The following is a 15,974-nucleotide window of genomic DNA, read 5'->3' on the forward strand; positions in this document are numbered from 1 at the left end:
AATATGACTGAAAAACAAGTATTTAAATCCACATGGGCAGGAAAGGAACTAGCAATCGAAGTTGGTCAAATGGCAAAGCAAGCAAATGGAGCCGCGTTAATCCGTTACGGCGATACAGTCGTTTTAACAGCAGCAGTTGGTTCAAGAAAGCCTAGACCAGGTGACTTTTTCCCGCTAACTGTTAACTACGAAGAGAAAATGTATGCAGTAGGTAAAGTCCCTGGTGGATTCTTAAAGCGTGAAGGACGCCCAAGTGACCGTGCGACATTGACAGCTCGTCTAATTGACCGCCCGATTCGTCCACTTTTTGCTGAAGGGTATCGTAATGATGTTCAAATTACATCTACTGTGCTTAGTGTGGATCAAGATTGCTCTCCAGAAATGGCTGCGATGCTCGGTTCATCGATTTCTCTTTGTATTTCGGATATTCCTTTTGAAGGGCCGATTGCAGGTGTTGATGTTGGTCGTGTGAACGGCGAATATATCATCAATCCGAGTATTGAGCAACACGAGCTAAGTGATATTAGCTTGACGGTTGCGGGAACAAAAGAAGCTATTAATATGGTAGAAGCAGGCGCAAAAGAAGTACCTGAGGAAGCAATGTTAGAGGCAATCATGTTTGGTCATGAAGAAATAAAACGCTTAATCGCATTCCAAGAAGAAATTGTTGCAGCAGTTGGCAAAGCGAAAATGGAAATCGAACTATTCGTACCAAATGCAGAACTTGTAGCTGAGGTAACTGCTCGTGCAGAAGCAGATATGAAAACAGCGATTAAAACCGAAGAAAAATTAGCACGCGAAGAAAATATCAATATACTAAAAGAAGCAGTCATCGCTGAATACGAAGCAAAAGAACTAGAGGACGCCGCAAAAAATTTTACCAGAAGTAAAACATATTTTAGAGATGCTTGAGAAAAATGAAATGCGTCGTCTAATATCACAAGATAAAATCCGTCCAGATGGTCGTAAAGTAGATGAAATCCGACCGTTATCATCGGAAGTCGGTATTTTACCGCGTGTCCATGGTTCAGGTTTGTTTACACGTGGTCAAACGCAAGCGCTTAGTGTATGTACATTGGCACCACTTCGCGAACACCAAATCATTGATGGGCTTGGCCTAGAAGATTCCAAGCGCTTTATGCATCATTATAATTTCCCACAATTTAGTGTTGGGGAAACAGGACCCCGTCGCGCGCCAGGTCGTCGTGAAATCGGTCACGGCGCATTAGGTGAGCGTGCATTACAACAAGTTATTCCGAGTGAAGAGGATTTCCCATATACGATTCGTCTAGTCTCAGAAGTACTTGAATCGAATGGATCCAGCTCACAAGCAAGTATCTGTGGTTCAACACTTGCAATGATGGATGCAGGTGTGCCAATTAAAGCGCCTGTTGCTGGTATTGCGATGGGACTTGTAAAACTTGGTGATGATTATACGATTCTTTCTGATATCCAAGGAATGGAAGATCATTTCGGTGATATGGATTTCAAAGTAGCTGGAACACGTGATGGAATTACTGCACTCCAAATGGATATTAAAATCGAGGGCTTGAGCCGTCAAATTTTAGAAGAAGCTTTAACACAAGCAAAAGCGGGTCGCCTGCATATTCTAGAACATCTCGAAGCAACAATTAACACGCCTCGCGAAACCTTGTCAGAGTATGCTCCTAAAATCGTTACAATCACGATTAAACCTGACAAAATCAAAGATGTTATCGGGCCTGGCGGTAAACAAATCAATCAAATCATCGAGGAAACAGATGTTAAAATTGATATCGAGCAAGACGGTACAGTTTTCATTGCATCTCAAGATGACGCGATGATTGAAAAGGCCAAAGCAATGATTGAAGAGATCGTTCGCGAAGTACAGGTTGGTGAAATCTATGATGGTAAAGTGCGTAGAATTGAGAAATTTGGAGCTTTTGTAGAATTATTCAAAGGCAAAGATGGCTTGATTCACATTTCTGAACTAGCACACGAACGCGTTGGTAAAGTAGAAGACATTCTAAAAATGGGTGATATTGTGAAAGTCAAAGTTACAGAAATTGACGATCACGGTCGCGTAAACGTATCTCGCAAAGCCTTGATTGAGAAAAAAGAAGGAAGTACAGAACAACCAAATCGTGCACCTCGTAAAGAAGGCTACAAGAAACCTTACAATAATGACAAAAAATAATTAAAAGAAACCATCTGCCACTACTGGTAGGTGGTTTCTTATGTAATAAAAAATCCCGCTGTTTCCAGCAGGACTTATTACTATTTTTTTTCTCGCTTTTAAATTAGATTTGTACTGCGTCTCCAACGCTTTATGAACAGCTTTCCATTTCTGTTTCTCTGCGCGTTGCAAAGCAGGGTTATTTTTACGCTCGAAATAAGCCAATTCTCGCTTTAATTTAATCCAGTTAGCATAATGGACTTCCGATAGGCTACCATTCGTTAAAGCGTCTCGTACAGCGCACCCGGGCTCGCTACCGTGCTGACAGTTGCGGAATTTGCAATCATGAGCCAGTAGCTCAATATCCTGAAAAGTTTCGCCAAGACCATCGCTCGCTTGACCAATCCCGAGTTCACGCATTCCTGGCGTATCAATCACCAGTAGTCCAGACTGCAATAAATGCAATTCCCGATGTGTCGTCGTATGCTTCCCTTTTGAATCATCTTCTCGAATTCCGCTTGTCTTCATTAGTGACTTCCCAGAGAGGGAATTGATAAAAGAAGACTTACCAACACCAGACGAACCTAGTAACACAATCGTTTCGCCAGGTTTCAAAAAACTTTCTATCTCATCAAAACCGCTTCTTGATAGATTATCAACTGCGAAAATCGGTACGCCGTAAGCAATCAACTCGATTTCTGTCACTACTTGTGCTACATTTTCGCTGAGGTCAGCTTTGGTTAAGATCACGACAGGTTTTGCACCGCTATCCCAAGCAATTGTTAAATAACGTTCTAAACGATTGATGTTAAAGTCATGATTCAGTGAACTTACGATAAAAACATAATCAAAATTCGCTGCAACCAATTGTTCACCACCGCCCGGATCAGCTCGCTTGAACACTGTCTTCCGATTCATTACGCCATGAATGAGGGATGTGTCTTGCGGGTGGCTTTCCAGTGCCACAAAGTCACCAACAGCTGGAAGCTCCGTGTTCATTGCGCCCATAAAAGCAACATATTTTAATTTGGCCAAATGCTCGCCGTCATCTGATACAACTTTAAAAAAATCTTTAAAAACAGCCGTTACACGTGCCGGAATAAGTCCTTCCTGCATCGTTTGCGCCTCAAAAAAAATCTGTGAATCCATAATTATTAATAATCAATATTTTCGCTCCTTTATAAATAGGGGAGCATTAAATCAAATCAAACGCTCCCAAAATGTGATTGTTGTTAGTGTTCGAAAATTTTTACAATATCCATAATTCATCATCCTTTCATAATGGGAATTCTGTCTTATTATAGCACATTGGCAGTGTTGTAGACAATAAAAAACAGGAAAGCTCTAAATTAGCCTTCCTGTTTTCCAGTGGTTATCAGTTTTTATGTGTAATAATTTTTGCAATTTGATCTGCCGTCATGTTACTGTCTACTGCGTAGCTTCCATCACGAACATATTTTTCGTAGTTGTTTGAACGAAGGAATTTATCGAATTCAGCACCAGACTTAATGATACCGGCGAATTGCAATTCATTTCCTGCTTTAGAAGACGGATCTCCTTTTTTGATAACAAGCGTAAATTTCTTCACTTGTTTTGCTTTTTCTTGTTCCGCTTTTTTCTTAGCTGCTACTGCTTTTTGTGCCTCAGCTGCTTGTGATTTGGCTAATTCTTGAGATGCAAGTAGGTCTTCGTATTTTTTCTTGTAATTCTCGCTGTCATCTGTTTTAGCAGTAGTAGTAGTTTTTGGTTCCGCTGATTTCTCTGCTTGTGCGCTTGACGAGAAGAATGTATCGAAGACAAGTAAGAGCACTGCTGAAATCAAGAATCCTAACGCCAGCATGCGAAGTGATTGTTTCATTTTCTTATTTCCTCCCTATATAGTATCTAAAATTTAATGAGCGACATATTCAGCAATTATTTCATTTACTTGTTCTTCTGAAAGTTCCGATTGTGTAACAATTTCTTCTATTGTGACGCCAGAAGTGTACAAAGTAATAATTTGTTTTTTTCTTAAGTCACGCAGTTTTTTGCTTGATGTGCGAACAGGAGTGACCGTGTCAGCATCGATTTTTAATGTATTTTCTAGAGTAGACACACGTTTTTTTTTTAATTCGAAGTTCTCTTGCATTAATTGAGACGCGATTTCTTCCATCTCATTTTCTATCTGTTTACTATTTCCTTTTTGCATAAATGAAAGCAAGAATAGGACGACAGCACAGGCAAGAAGAATTATGATTAGAACAGTCATTGTGTTAATAACACCTCTTTTCCCTAAACTCTACTTCTATTTATAGCATAAATTCAGCCAAAAACATAGTCAAAAATCAATATTGTAAACAAAATAAAAAGAAAAGCTTAGGAATCCTTGCCTAAAGCCCTTAAAAATGATATTATAATACAGGTCTGATAAATAATTCAGTTTGATTAGAGTTTGGAGGGAAATAGAATGCGTGTTAATATTACTTTAGAATGCACTGAGTGTGGCGATCGCAATTATATCACTACTAAAAACAAACGTGAAAATCCGGAACGTATTGAATTAAAAAAATATTGTCCAAGATTGCGCCGTGTTACTTTACACCGCGAAACTAAGTAAGCAGCAGGATTTCCACCTGTTGCTTTTTTTATTAGCAAAACATACGTAGAGGGGGAGAATGGATGGCAACCAAAGAAATGTTGCGCAAGCATATACTAGAAGAACTAAGTGAAATGGATAAAATTACATACGAACAGCGCTCACAATCAATCGCAGAGCAATTATTTCAAGAAGAGACATGGAAAAATGCAAAAAATATCGGCATTACAATTGCTAGATTTCCAGAAATAGCAACACAAGCAATTATCGAACGTGCATGGCAAGATGGAAAAACAGTATCCATACCAGAAACAAATAACAAAACGAAAGATATGCAATTTCGGATTTATAAAGATGGTGATGAGCTTTGTAAGAAAGCGCTAGGGTTATATGAACCCACAGAACACGCCATCATTGCACCAAAAACAACGATTGATTTGTTAGTCGTTCCAGGTGTCTTATTCCGTGAAGATGGCTACCGAATTGGATTTGGCGCTGGTTTTTATGACAGATACTTAGCGGACTACCAAGGAAATACAATTTCGCTCTGCTACTCCAATCAAATAACCCTTAATTTGATACCAGAATCCCACGATGTACCAGTTCAAAAATTAGTGATTGAAAATAATATGAAATAATAGCAGAAAATCGGCGGGGATTGATTTACAATGTTCGCTTTTTTGCGTATAGTAGTACTTATAAACAGGATATTAAAAGAAAGCAGGGAATTTTTTTGAGCCTCCAAGAACAGTATATTTTTTGGCGCTTAACTAGCTATTTTCTCATTGAGGAAGGATACAGACTCATCCACCTCCATGAGAAAAAACAGGAATTATGGCTAGATAATCCAACCCAAAAGAAACGACCGGTTATTCGAATTCAAATGAAAGAACTCAGTTGGTCAAGTGTTGTCGAGCGAGACATTGAGCACGTAATGCGCGTTTGCGAAGATTTGCGCAAACAAATGGGACGATTGAAACTACCATTAATCAATATTTACATCACCCCCTTCAAACCAGTTGGAAACATTTCAGAATGGTTCGATCAACCACTTCAATCAGAAAATGAGAAAATAAGTCTGAACAACATTTTAATCGATTCAGAGAATGCTACAGACCAGCTAAAACAAATGGAAACAGAGCTAGGTATACCAGCCAATACTTTCGAAGTTCCTACCGAATTAGACGAAAGTAGTATCACAAATGAACGTAGTGTAGTTATTAATTATATCACTACAAAAGTAAGTGACGAACAAGTACAAGCACGCAAAGAAAAGCCATATGTAACCTATATTTTACTAGCGATTCAAATTGCCGTCTTTTTAATTATGACGTTTACAGGAGGCACGAGCAGCAATACATTCAACCTCGTCAGGTGGGGAGCCAAATTTAATCCGCTCATATATGCAGGAGAATGGTGGCGCTTTATCACACCTATGTTTATCCATATCGGGTTATTGCATTTGCTGATGAACTCTGTGGTTCTCTATATCATAGGTCCAATGGCAGAAAAGCTTTATGGCAAATGGCGCTATGCCTTGATTTACTTCTTATCAGGAATTACAGGGGTCGTGGCGAGCTTTGTTTTCAACATCAATGTAGCTACCGGTGCAAGTACAGCAATCTTTGGTATTTTTGGAGCTTTGCTATATTTAGTCGTTTTGAAACCTCATATTTATGCAAAATCATTAGGAATAAGCATTGCAGGACTAGTTGTCGTCAATTTAGTTGTCGATTTGTTCTCACAAGGTATCGATTTAGCAGGTCATATTGGTGGTTTAGTAGGTGGATTCCTAGTTGCAGGAGCTTTATCCATGCCTCATCAATACTTCCACTGGCGCCGAATTCTTTACGGAGCTTCCGCTATTTTGCTCACTGCTTTTTTCCTGTGGTTTGGCTTTGACAAAGGGAAACATCCTTATGATCCGCAAAACGCGAATGCTGTAGCAGGCGCTTTTATTCAAAATGAAGATTATGAAACCGCACAAAAAATCTTGCAGCAACTTCAAGTTTCTGGTAGCGCAGACGGCCTTACTTTTACAAATTTAGCAGTCATTGCTACGATTGAAGAGAACAATCAAGAGGCAGCAAATTTTGCAAGAGAAGCCATTGCACAAGAAAACTTTAATCCGCATGCGCACTTCTTACTAGCTCGTAGCTATGAAATGCAAGGGGATATTGAAGCAGCGTTAAGAGAAGCCACTATAGCAGTCGAACAGCAAAATACAGAAACATACGCCCAGTATAAAAAAATATTTAGAAAGCAAAATTCAAATAAGATAAGAGGTATTATTATGAAAACAGTCTATGATGTGGCTCAGTTGCTGAAGAAATATGGTATTATCGTATATCTTGGCAAGCGTCAATGGGATATCGAAATGATGGAATACGAGCTGACCGAACTGTTTAAACATAAATTGCTTGATCGTGAAGTCTATGCCTGCGCAAGGTCCATTCTTAAAGTAGAATTAGATAAAGAGAAGGCAAAAAATAAAGTAGTAGATTAGGAGACATGTGAAAATGGAAAAGAAATTAATTGGCGTTGACCTTGGTGGCACAACTGCAAAAATCGCAATTTTAACAACCGATGGGAAAATTGAGGAAAAGTGGTCTGTCAAAACGGATATTTCAGATGAGGGTTCTCACATAGTTCGAAATATCGGTGATAGTATCAACCAAAAATTAACGGATTTAAAATTGGATAATGACATTTTCTATGGTATTGGAATGGGCACACCTGGAACTATCAACTACGAAACAGGGACTGTAAAAGGTGCATACAATCTCAATTGGGCGAAGGAGCAAAATGTAGCGGAGAATCTTAAAAGTATCACCGGCCTTGATATTCATTTAGATAACGATGCTAATATCGCAGCTGTGGGAGAAAGGTGGCAAGGCGCCGGAGAGGGTTCAGCAAATGTGTTTTTTGTAACATTAGGAACCGGTGTTGGTGGTGGGATATTTGCAGAAGGAAAAATCCTTCACGGTGCAAAAGGAGCGGCTGGTGAAATTGGTCATATTACTGTAGACACTAGTAAACAAGCCTATGACTGCACCTGTGGGAAAAAGGGGTGCTTAGAAACAATTGCCTCTGCTACAGGAATCGTGCGCGTAGCAAAAGACTTAGCTAAATCTTTTGAAGCTGAGTCAAAGCTAAAAGATTTTATTCAAGAAGGAACAGAGGATGTTACCTCTAAATTGATTTTTGACCTTGCCGCAGAGGGGGATAAGCTAGCAAAACAAGTGATTGATTATATTTGCTTCTACCTAGGCTTGGCATGTAGCCACATTGGTAATATGCTCAATCCTGAAAAAATCATTATCGGTGGTGGTGTTTCAGCTGCAGGCGATGCACTTTTAAAACCGATTCAAAACTATTTTGAAGGTATGGTTTTCCCAGCTGTTCGAGAATCAACATCCATTTCAATCGCGACACTAGGAAATGATGCGGGTGTCTTAGGCGCAGCATGGTTAGCTTTGCCCTCTGAATAGTTTTATGTTAGCTAGGTTGTATCATTGGCGTCAACATAACGCTTATGGTCTCTCTAGCTTTCTTTTTGTTATTTTGGAAGTTTGTTTCACTTTCTTGTTGTCAGGGTAAAATAGTAATATCTTATTAGCATGAGGAGGCAGAGGGAAGATGTATAAAATTCGCATAAGTTTCATCATTACTATCCTAGGCCTTTTATTTATTTCCTACGGTTGTCAACATGAGGAGGTACCTGTCAGCAAAGAAAAAAAATACTGCTTCTAGCAAGGTGAAGACGCTGAATATTCAACCTCTGGAATTTCAACGTGTTGTTGGTTGGATTGATGATGAGAACATCCTTATACAGCTGAAAAAAGAGGGTAAAGTAACTTTTGATCGGCTAAATGTTTTTACTGAAAAGCGTCATCAGATTTATGAAACAACACATGTTATTTCAGAAGTGATTATTAGTCCTAATCGCGATCGCTTTCTTATCTATTCTGCAAAAAATAAAGACAAAGCTGCATTAGACGTTATTTCGATGTCTGGTGCGCTTCTTAGTACAAAGGAAGTGCAACCTCAAAATATAGAATTTTCTTGGAACCGTGATGATCAAGATAAAATGTTCCTTACGACATTTGATACAAATTGGAACTATCAAGTATTTCGATGGGATATTCCAACTGGTAATATAACAAAGCTAAACACAAGTTCACCATTTGTTTCTTGGTATAGCGATAATTTATTTGTATTCAACCAAAAATCGTCTCCGCAAAAGGACAGAGGTGATCTTTATTTAGAAGATATGCGAGATAAAGCAGTGAAGAGCCTTGTAGTAGCTGATGTATACCAATTTGCTGTTTCTACAAACACATTGCTAACTATGGAACCAAGTAAAGAGGATAAGACGATGATATATAACTTTAGAACGGTCGGCTTTGAATCCTACTACAAATACAAAGCTCCGAGAGTATATGATGAGCTAGGTACTTTCTTTCCATTTTACGATTTGAATGTTGAGAAGGAAACATTTCTTACTTTTGAACCCTATGAAAGTAAGAAGTTGAAAGATCATGGTAGCGAGTTTAAGTTAGTAAAGATAGATCCTAAAGATAAAAAAACAGAGACAATACTAGAATTAACCAATAATGAACCTATTATGACATCACCAAATGGAAGATATTGTTTATACGGATACTTATTCGATCAAATAATTGATTTAGAAACAAAGAACATATTCTATTTAATACCACATCGTGATAAAATGTATTAAAAAGCCAGGAAAGAACTATCTCATCGATGTGCCCCCTCAAAAAAGTTAGACCAAAACCTAACTTTTTGGGGCCGCACACAGCGATAGTTTGCCCGGCTTTTTATATTATATCGAATTAAACTGATACATCGCGTTTCTGGAAAAAGAGGAAAGAGAGAGCCATAAAAATAGCATAATATACAGCTAAGACAAAGATAGCCAGTCCTGGTGAAAGACCTTTGACATCCATTCCCAACCCGTCGGCATACATGCTCACATAATACAACGGTGCCAAGAAAATATATTTAAACCATTGGAATTGCTCTACTAACATAAGCATAATTCCCCCCGCAATACTGTTAACAAAGAGAAGAAACAGACCAATTCCTACAGCCAATGCTTGGCTTCTCAATAGTGATGAAATCATAAAAGCAATGGATGAGGAGAAAATAAGCTGAATAGTAAAGTAACCTAGTCTCGAACCTAACGCATCAATAGCAGTTTGTCCAACATTAGTAACATCTCCATTTTCTGAAAAAGTTGGATTAGATATACTGATATCTTGGGTTAGACTGCCAAAAGAAGTAAGAATACCACCAATAATATAGGACATTATAACAGTAAACAGAGTCAAAATAATGGCATACATAAGAACAACAATATATTTGGAAAGCAAGATTTGCCAACGTTGATAGGGACGAATCAATAGCAACTTAATTGTGCCATAACTAAATTCTGACGATACAACAGCGCTAGCTAATACTATAGAAAATAGGGCAACTAAAAACATGCTGATGCTATTTATAGAAAGCATTAATTGAACATTATCAAGATCTGGGACAAAAGATTTATAACTTGCGGACAAAGCAATGACGATGGCCACAATAATAAGTGGGTATAGCCATGTACTAAATCGTAGTGCTATTTTCTTTGTTTCATTTGCTATTAATGACATCATTCCATACTACCTCCATTGTTTTTTGTGAGTTCTAAGAAACGCTCTTCCAATGTCTTAGTATGCACCTCTATTGTAAATATAGAAATTTCCTCACTCACTAATTTCTTCACAAGCAACGGAATATTCGAAGGACTACTTTTTATAAAGAAATGTGATGTTCCGTTATCGGCAACTATGTAGTCAATATTCCACTTAGTGAGTAGTTCTTTAGATAGTTCAAGCGGCTCAAGATGCATATGGAAAGTTTTCAATTGCTCAGCTTCGGCAATATTTTCTTGTTGCATGTCCGCAATATGGGTTAATTCTCCACGTTCTATAATTGCAAAGCGATCACATAATTGCTCCATCTCTGTTAACAGATGTGAAGATACCAGAACACTAACACCTTGACTAGCTAATGCTTTCATTTGTAGACGAAATTCCTTCATACCTTCTGGATCCAGACCATTTGTAGGCTCATCAAAAATTAGTAGCTTTGGCTCATGAATAAGTGCTTGAGCAACACCCAATCTTTGACGCATTCCTAAAGAATATGTTTTGACTTTGTTATTAATTGCCTTTTCCAAATGGACAAGTTGTATAATCTCATTGATACGGTCATTGGAGATTTTACTGCGTGACATAGAGGCGAATGCTTTTAAGTTCTGTAAACCCGTCATGTAAGGGTAAAACTCTGGATTTTCAACGATAGCCCCGACTTGTTGAATGGCATCTGTATAGTCAGCATCGATATCCTTTCCTAGAATCTTTATATTCCCGCTAGTTTTATTAATAAGTTTAACAATGCTTCGTATAATGGTTGTTTTCCCAGCACCATTAGGTCCGAGAAGTCCAAATATTTCTCCTTCATTTACAGAGAAAGAGATATCTTTAATAATCTGTTTGGCACCAATTTGCTTCACTAAATGATTTATTTCTAGAACTGGTTGTGTCATAATTACTCCCTTCTTTTTTGAAAATCTTGTTTTATTATTTTTGCAACCTCCACAGGTGTTAAATTATCTGTTTCTAAAATCAAGTCAGCTACTTCTTCATATAGTTCTGTTCGGGACTCAAATAAAGCGGTGATTTCTTCTTTGCTTTTTTCTTGAATGAGTGGGCGCGTTGTATCTCCTTTTAATCGGTTAAGAAAAGTAGAGGGACTTGTTTTTAAGTAGACAACAAAATTCGCAGTTCCTAGCTGTATTCGATTATCCTTGGATAAAATAATACCTCCTCCAGTTGATATAATTGCATCTCGTGACAAAGCGCTGACCAGCATTTGATGTTCTATGTTTCGGAATACAGATTCACCCAAATTCGCAAAAATTTCTGTAATTGATGTTTGATGTTTGACTTCTATCTCTGTATCGATATCAATGAGTGGCAATACTAATTCCTGAGCAAGTATTTTCCCAACTGTCGATTTCCCAGCTCCCATAAATCCTGTTAGCACAATTTGATTCATACAAGTCCTCCTTAAGTTATTTAATTTAGTAGAATGCGAATTTTTGTAATTTAATATCCCAAAAAACATTTTGCTTAAGCGTGTAGCCATTACTCAATTCGATGAAGGTTTCATATCTAATATCATCTTCTGTACTACCTGCCCAATTATACCATAAAACAGCGCTATTGTGCTTTTCTGTAAATGTTTTTTGTTCGGCCTTGATTCGAGAAATATTATTTGATATAGATAGGTTAGTTAGAGTGGTGGCCAGATAATGATTTTGTAATTGTTTTTCCATTTGTAGTTTGGAGACATAGATGTTAGTAGCTCCAACTATTGTGATGATACCAATTAAAGTAACATAAAGACATAAAATATAGGTAAATCCATTTTGGTACATGCTATTTAATCCTCTCTGAATGAATATGAAAACGAGCAGATAGTTCGGTTCCATCTTCAAATTTGACTTCGTACAAAAGCTCCTCATTAGATCTCTTAGACCATCTGTCTTGTTTTACATTTGTTAAAATCGGTTCATGGCCTTTATTATTAATAGAGCGACGTGTTAAATTCCTATAGTTTTCGTAGGTCACTAACTTAGATTGAGAAAAGAAAGTAATTTTATGATCTGTTACGGTTATTTGTGTGCCAGTATTTAGTTCTTTTCGTGTGTGATTTATGAAAAGTTGCCATTCATAATTTTTATCAATATCTATTACTTTTAATACAGATGCGTAGTTTTGGAAGAGAAGTGGGATAAAAGAAGCTATAATAATAACGATTAGTAGAGAAAACAGGGATTCTAGCAAGGTGAATCCCTGTTTATTTGATATCATAACAAATGTTTTCTTTAGCATACACAGCGCAAAGTTGCTTCACCTCCTGATTATAAGAGATTCGATACTCTTGGTTTTTAATTGTGGTATCGTAGGTTGACGAAAAGTTATTGTTTAAATGAAATGAACTTTCTTCTGATAGTAGTTGGTGTGCTATTGTCTTTTGATTTTGCCAATGTAAATTTTGCTTAATTTGCATCATCATTGGTAGTAATGACAGGACAAGCAGCGAAAGTAGGCTGATAGCGAAAAGTGATTCTAGCATAGAAAAGCCATTAGATCTCATCAATGCGAAACCTCCCTTTTCCAATTTGAAAGATAAGCGCATATTTTTTATTCTGTCCTTCGATAATAATTGTTTTGAACTTACTGATATTCCCAAAGGGTGGATAAAATCGGAATATTTGGTTATTTTTCCCTTGGAAACGAAGTGTCGGCGTAAAGGTCCTTTCTAGTGTTAATGTATCTGATTTTCCTGAATAGGAATTACTGTTCCCATTCAATAGAAGCATAGTTTTTTGATTTTTTGTTATGGATTCTCCTTGTAAATACATTATATCTATCTTAAGTTGATCCAAGCTTTGTTTTTCTAACAGGTGAGTCATTAGATTGCCTGCTGGAAAAATACTGATACTTAAAATAATAAAACTGATAGTGAGGACCAGAAGCATTTCCATTAAAGTAAATCCATTCTGCTTCAACGAACTTCTGTCACCTTTCCGCTACTATCAATCTGCACATCTTTTCCATTAGGACATTTCTTTTGTTCTCCTTTAAGGTATCCACCAGCCAAGAGATCTTGTAGAGAAGGGACTTTGTTGTTTTCTAGTTGGTATGCCTGAGCTTGTCCTTGAACCATAGTTATAAAAGCGTCGCATCCTTTGTCGTTGATAGATTTACTTTGTTTCACAATATTAGGTATGGTCAGTAGAAGTAGTACACTAACTACTAGTAGGACTATTAACATTTCTACCAACGTAAACCCAGATTCGTCTTTCCAATTGAAATTCTTTAACATTGAAATCACTCCTAATTTTTATTATTCAGATGGAGTTCACCATCGAGAACATCGGAAAAAGAATGGATAAATAGATGGATACAATAAGTATGCCAATTATCATAAAAACGGCAGGTTGTATAAAACTAAATATTTTTTCTATTTTTTCTTCAGACTTTTGATGACAAAGCTTGTAGTAAAATAAGAGCTCTTCAGCTAATTGGCCGTTTTTCTCACCATGTTGGACAATATAAATCATCTCAGGTTCGAAAATAGTGAAGGTAGCGAGCGATTTAGTGAATAATGTTCCATCAGAAAATGCTTTTTCAACAAATTCACTGATATGTTTGAACAAGCTAGGAGAATCGGGGAGTGCAAACACTTGAACCATATCATTGATAGATAGGCCGCTTTTTAATAAATAACCACATTCACGGGCAAATAATTGAGAATAATGCAGGCGCATGAATTTTTTTAAAACTGGCAAAGCACAGTAGAGTTGCGCGCGCTCATAGGAATTCTTTTTTCTTTGTTTTGTTAGAAAAAAAGTGCATATGATGAATACAAATCCTAGAAATGCAAGAAAAATAAGCGGTAATTTTTCTAAAATAAAATAGGTGAAATTGGTTGTTTGATTTTCACCATGTTTTAATTGGCTAAATAGCGTGTCAAATTTAGGAAGTAGGAAAATTCGTAAGAGAAAAAATACGACAATTACAGTCATAAAAAGAATGAGAGGGTATTGGAAAACCTTACGTAATGCCTTTTGTTGTTCCGCTTTTCGTATCAAGTGGTCACCTGTTTCTTGGACGGTTTCGCTAAAGTAACCATGCTTACTTGCATAGTGTAGCTGGGTACAAACAAAGCTTGGGAAATTAGCTTGTGATAGTGCTTCGCTAAAAGGAGCACCTGACGATAGTACTTCAATTATTTTTTCATTTCTGAGGGCATCTTTTGGCGCTGTAATTGAGAGAAAAGAGATTGCTTCTTCCATGGTGAACCCTTTACTTAACAAATCAGCAAGACGTATGAGAAACTCACCATCAGCGCGCCAGTTATTACGAAGGGAAAAAGCCATAACAGACTCCTTTCTTAAATTGCTCACCTATATTGTTTGGTATGTCTGCCTCTATAGTAGTCGTGAGGAACTTACTAATTTGCTGTTTTTCTATAAATTCATAAAGCGCTGTTCTTTTGTGCACCAGATGGTTACACAGCGGATAGCATTTTTGATTGCAAAATAGACAATAGAGATGTTTCAATCGTTGGTAAGAAATACCAATGAGACATTGCCGTAATTCTTCTTTATCTACACCAAGCTCAAGCAAACGTGATAGAACACCATAAGGGCTGTCTGCATGGACTGTGCTGAGAACAAGATGCCCTGTTAATGCACTTCGGATAACCATCTTAGCTGTGTGTGTATCCCTAATCTCGCCAACAATTAAAATATCTGGATCATGCCGAAGTGTAGCGCGGATAATATCTGCATAATCTAGGCCAGCCTTCTCATTTATTTGTACTTGTAAAAAAGTTGGCATAAGTTGCTCAACTGGGTCTTCGATAGTGATAATTTGTAAAGGGTATTTTAGATTTAGCGAATGGGCTAAGCTATACATGCTTGATGTTTTTCCGCTGCCTGTTGCTCCTGAGAACAGTAACAGGCCTGATTGGCTTTTTGCGAGTTTCAGAATATGTTTCGTTATTTGTCGGAAAACGCTGCTTTTTTGAAACGGCTGTATTTCTTGTTCTGGAAATACACGAATCACCATGCTTTCGATAAAACGGAAGTTTGAAATAGTGGCGAGTCGGACAGATATTTTGCATCCATGAATTGTAGTTTGAAAAGAGCCGCTTTGAGGCCTTCTTGTTTCGCTTATATCCATAAATCCGCGATATTTTAGATGAGCTAAAAGTCGTTCTCCATTATCAAGGGACATTAATGTAAAGAACTGCAGGCTCCCGTTGATGCGCATAAGAATACGGTAACGGTTTTCAGTTGGTATGAGATGTATATCGCTTGCTGTGAGAAGGATTGCTTGGTTTAAGAGAGTGTTGGCTAAATTCTGAATCATATCGTAAACTCCTTATTTTTGTCTATGCTAAATGTATTCGCCGTGACTTCATAAAATTCCTCTCCATAAGCAAAAATGACTTTGTGATTTTTAAGTGGGAAAATGACGTAAAAAAAGTATCTCATAAGTAAAAAGAAGTATATAAACTTTGGAGTTAGGGGTAAAAAAATATTTTGTAACTTCTTGTTTGTTTATTTATTCACATACGTATAATATAAACATGGATTAT

At 37.3% G+C, this 15,974-nt stretch carries 17 protein-coding genes and 3 pseudogenes; 7 read left to right on the plus strand and 13 right to left on the minus strand.

The genetic code is table 11. From position 1 onward, the window contains the following. Positions 1–3 precede the first annotated feature (3 nt). Positions 4–2,176, plus strand: a pseudogene (gene pnp / locus PROCOU_RS03185) (polyribonucleotide nucleotidyltransferase). A 96-nt stretch (positions 2,177–2,272) separates the two neighbouring features. Here pnp and rsgA read toward each other — a convergent pair. The 3 genes and pseudogenes from rsgA to PROCOU_RS03200 all read right to left on the minus strand — a co-directional run. Continuing rightward, positions 2,273–3,320: pseudogene (gene rsgA, locus PROCOU_RS03190) on the minus strand (ribosome small subunit-dependent GTPase A); the annotation flags it as partial. A 210-nt stretch (positions 3,321–3,530) separates the two neighbouring features. After that, positions 3,531–4,013, minus strand: coding sequence for an MltG/YceG/YrrL family protein (locus PROCOU_RS03195; protein ID WP_036069582.1), 483 nt, complete (start codon positions 4,011–4,013; stop codon positions 3,531–3,533). A 33-nt stretch (positions 4,014–4,046) separates the two neighbouring features. Beyond that, positions 4,047–4,403 carry a hypothetical protein gene (locus tag PROCOU_RS03200; protein WP_036069583.1) on the minus strand — a complete coding sequence of 119 codons (357 nt, stop codon included), beginning with the start codon at positions 4,401–4,403 and terminating at the stop codon, positions 4,047–4,049. 198 nt (positions 4,404–4,601) lie between these two features. On the opposite strand from PROCOU_RS03200, the gene rpmG reads away from it, so the two are divergent. The 6 genes and pseudogenes from rpmG to PROCOU_RS03225 all read left to right on the plus strand — a co-directional run bounded on the left by rpmG (position 4,602) and on the right by PROCOU_RS03225 (position 9,471). Beyond that, entirely contained in the window at positions 4,602–4,751 is a 150-nt protein-coding gene (gene rpmG / locus PROCOU_RS03205; RefSeq protein WP_003719608.1) for a 50S ribosomal protein L33, read from the plus strand. Positions 4,752–4,813: 62 nt separating this feature from the next. Continuing rightward, positions 4,814–5,368 carry a 5-formyltetrahydrofolate cyclo-ligase gene (locus PROCOU_RS03210; RefSeq protein WP_036069585.1) on the plus strand — a complete coding sequence of 185 codons (555 nt, stop codon included), beginning with the start codon at positions 4,814–4,816 and terminating at the stop codon, positions 5,366–5,368. 95 nt (positions 5,369–5,463) lie between these two features. Continuing rightward, positions 5,464–7,002 (plus strand): annotated as a pseudogene (locus PROCOU_RS19460) (rhomboid family intramembrane serine protease); the annotation flags it as partial. Positions 7,003–7,023: 21 nt separating this feature from the next. Continuing rightward, on the plus strand, positions 7,024–7,236 hold the full coding sequence (locus tag PROCOU_RS17970) for a YqgQ family protein (protein ID WP_133620218.1): 213 nt from the start codon (positions 7,024–7,026) through the stop codon (positions 7,234–7,236). A gap of 13 nt (positions 7,237–7,249) precedes the next feature. Beyond that, positions 7,250–8,221: an ROK family glucokinase gene (locus tag PROCOU_RS03220; RefSeq protein WP_036069587.1), complete on the plus strand. Its 972-nt coding sequence runs from the start codon at positions 7,250–7,252 to the stop codon at positions 8,219–8,221. Between the two features lie 218 nt (positions 8,222–8,439). Continuing rightward, complete coding sequence (locus PROCOU_RS03225; protein WP_149023613.1) at positions 8,440–9,471, plus strand: YqgU-like beta propeller domain-containing protein; 1,032 nt, start codon at positions 8,440–8,442, stop codon at positions 9,469–9,471. A gap of 115 nt (positions 9,472–9,586) precedes the next feature. On the opposite strand, the gene PROCOU_RS03230 is transcribed toward PROCOU_RS03225, so the two are convergent. The 10 genes from PROCOU_RS03230 to comGA are packed head-to-tail and all read right to left on the minus strand — an operon-like array spanning position 9,587 to position 15,745. Next, the gene (locus PROCOU_RS03230; RefSeq protein ID WP_036069588.1) at positions 9,587–10,408 is read right to left on the minus strand and encodes an ABC transporter permease subunit; all 822 of its coding nucleotides are present in this window, start codon (positions 10,406–10,408) and stop codon (positions 9,587–9,589) included. Further along, the gene (locus PROCOU_RS03235; protein ID WP_036069589.1) at positions 10,405–11,343 is read right to left on the minus strand and encodes an ABC transporter ATP-binding protein; all 939 of its coding nucleotides are present in this window, start codon (positions 11,341–11,343) and stop codon (positions 10,405–10,407) included. Before PROCOU_RS03235 ends, PROCOU_RS03230 begins: the two co-directional genes overlap by 4 nt. Positions 11,344–11,345: 2 nt before the next feature. Further along, on the minus strand, positions 11,346–11,855 hold the full coding sequence (locus PROCOU_RS03240; RefSeq protein ID WP_133620222.1) for a shikimate kinase: 510 nt from the start codon (positions 11,853–11,855) through the stop codon (positions 11,346–11,348). A gap of 25 nt (positions 11,856–11,880) precedes the next feature. After that, complete coding sequence (locus tag PROCOU_RS03245; RefSeq protein WP_036069590.1) at positions 11,881–12,237, minus strand: hypothetical protein; 357 nt, start codon at positions 12,235–12,237, stop codon at positions 11,881–11,883. A gap of 1 nt (position 12,238) precedes the next feature. Next, positions 12,239–12,673 (minus strand): competence type IV pilus minor pilin ComGF, encoded by a 435-nt coding sequence (gene comGF, locus PROCOU_RS03250; protein WP_159101181.1) that lies wholly within the window; start codon positions 12,671–12,673, stop codon positions 12,239–12,241. Then, positions 12,660–12,959, minus strand: a complete 300-nt coding sequence (gene comGE, locus PROCOU_RS17685; protein ID WP_036069591.1) for a competence type IV pilus minor pilin ComGE — start codon at positions 12,957–12,959, stop codon at positions 12,660–12,662. The genes comGF and comGE overlap by 14 nt, the downstream gene beginning before the upstream one ends. Beyond that, positions 12,949–13,374 (minus strand): competence type IV pilus minor pilin ComGD, encoded by a 426-nt coding sequence (comGD, locus tag PROCOU_RS03260; protein ID WP_036069592.1) that lies wholly within the window; start codon positions 13,372–13,374, stop codon positions 12,949–12,951. The genes comGE and comGD overlap by 11 nt, the downstream gene beginning before the upstream one ends. Then, positions 13,371–13,691 (minus strand): competence type IV pilus major pilin ComGC, encoded by a 321-nt coding sequence (gene comGC, locus PROCOU_RS03265; protein WP_036069593.1) that lies wholly within the window; start codon positions 13,689–13,691, stop codon positions 13,371–13,373. The genes comGD and comGC overlap by 4 nt, the downstream gene beginning before the upstream one ends. A 25-nt stretch (positions 13,692–13,716) precedes the next feature. Further along, a complete protein-coding gene (comGB, locus tag PROCOU_RS03270) occupies positions 13,717–14,748 on the minus strand; it encodes a competence type IV pilus assembly protein ComGB (RefSeq protein ID WP_036069594.1) in 1,032 nt (343 codons plus the stop codon). Continuing rightward, positions 14,729–15,745: a competence type IV pilus ATPase ComGA gene (gene comGA / locus PROCOU_RS03275; RefSeq protein ID WP_036069596.1), complete on the minus strand. Its 1,017-nt coding sequence runs from the start codon at positions 15,743–15,745 to the stop codon at positions 14,729–14,731. Before comGA ends, comGB begins: the two co-directional genes overlap by 20 nt. Between the last annotated feature and the right edge of the window lie 229 nt (positions 15,746–15,974).

This window comes from Listeria rocourtiae FSL F6-920 (assembly GCF_000525975.1).
GTDB lineage: Bacteria > Bacillota > Bacilli > Lactobacillales > Listeriaceae > Listeria_A > Listeria_A rocourtiae.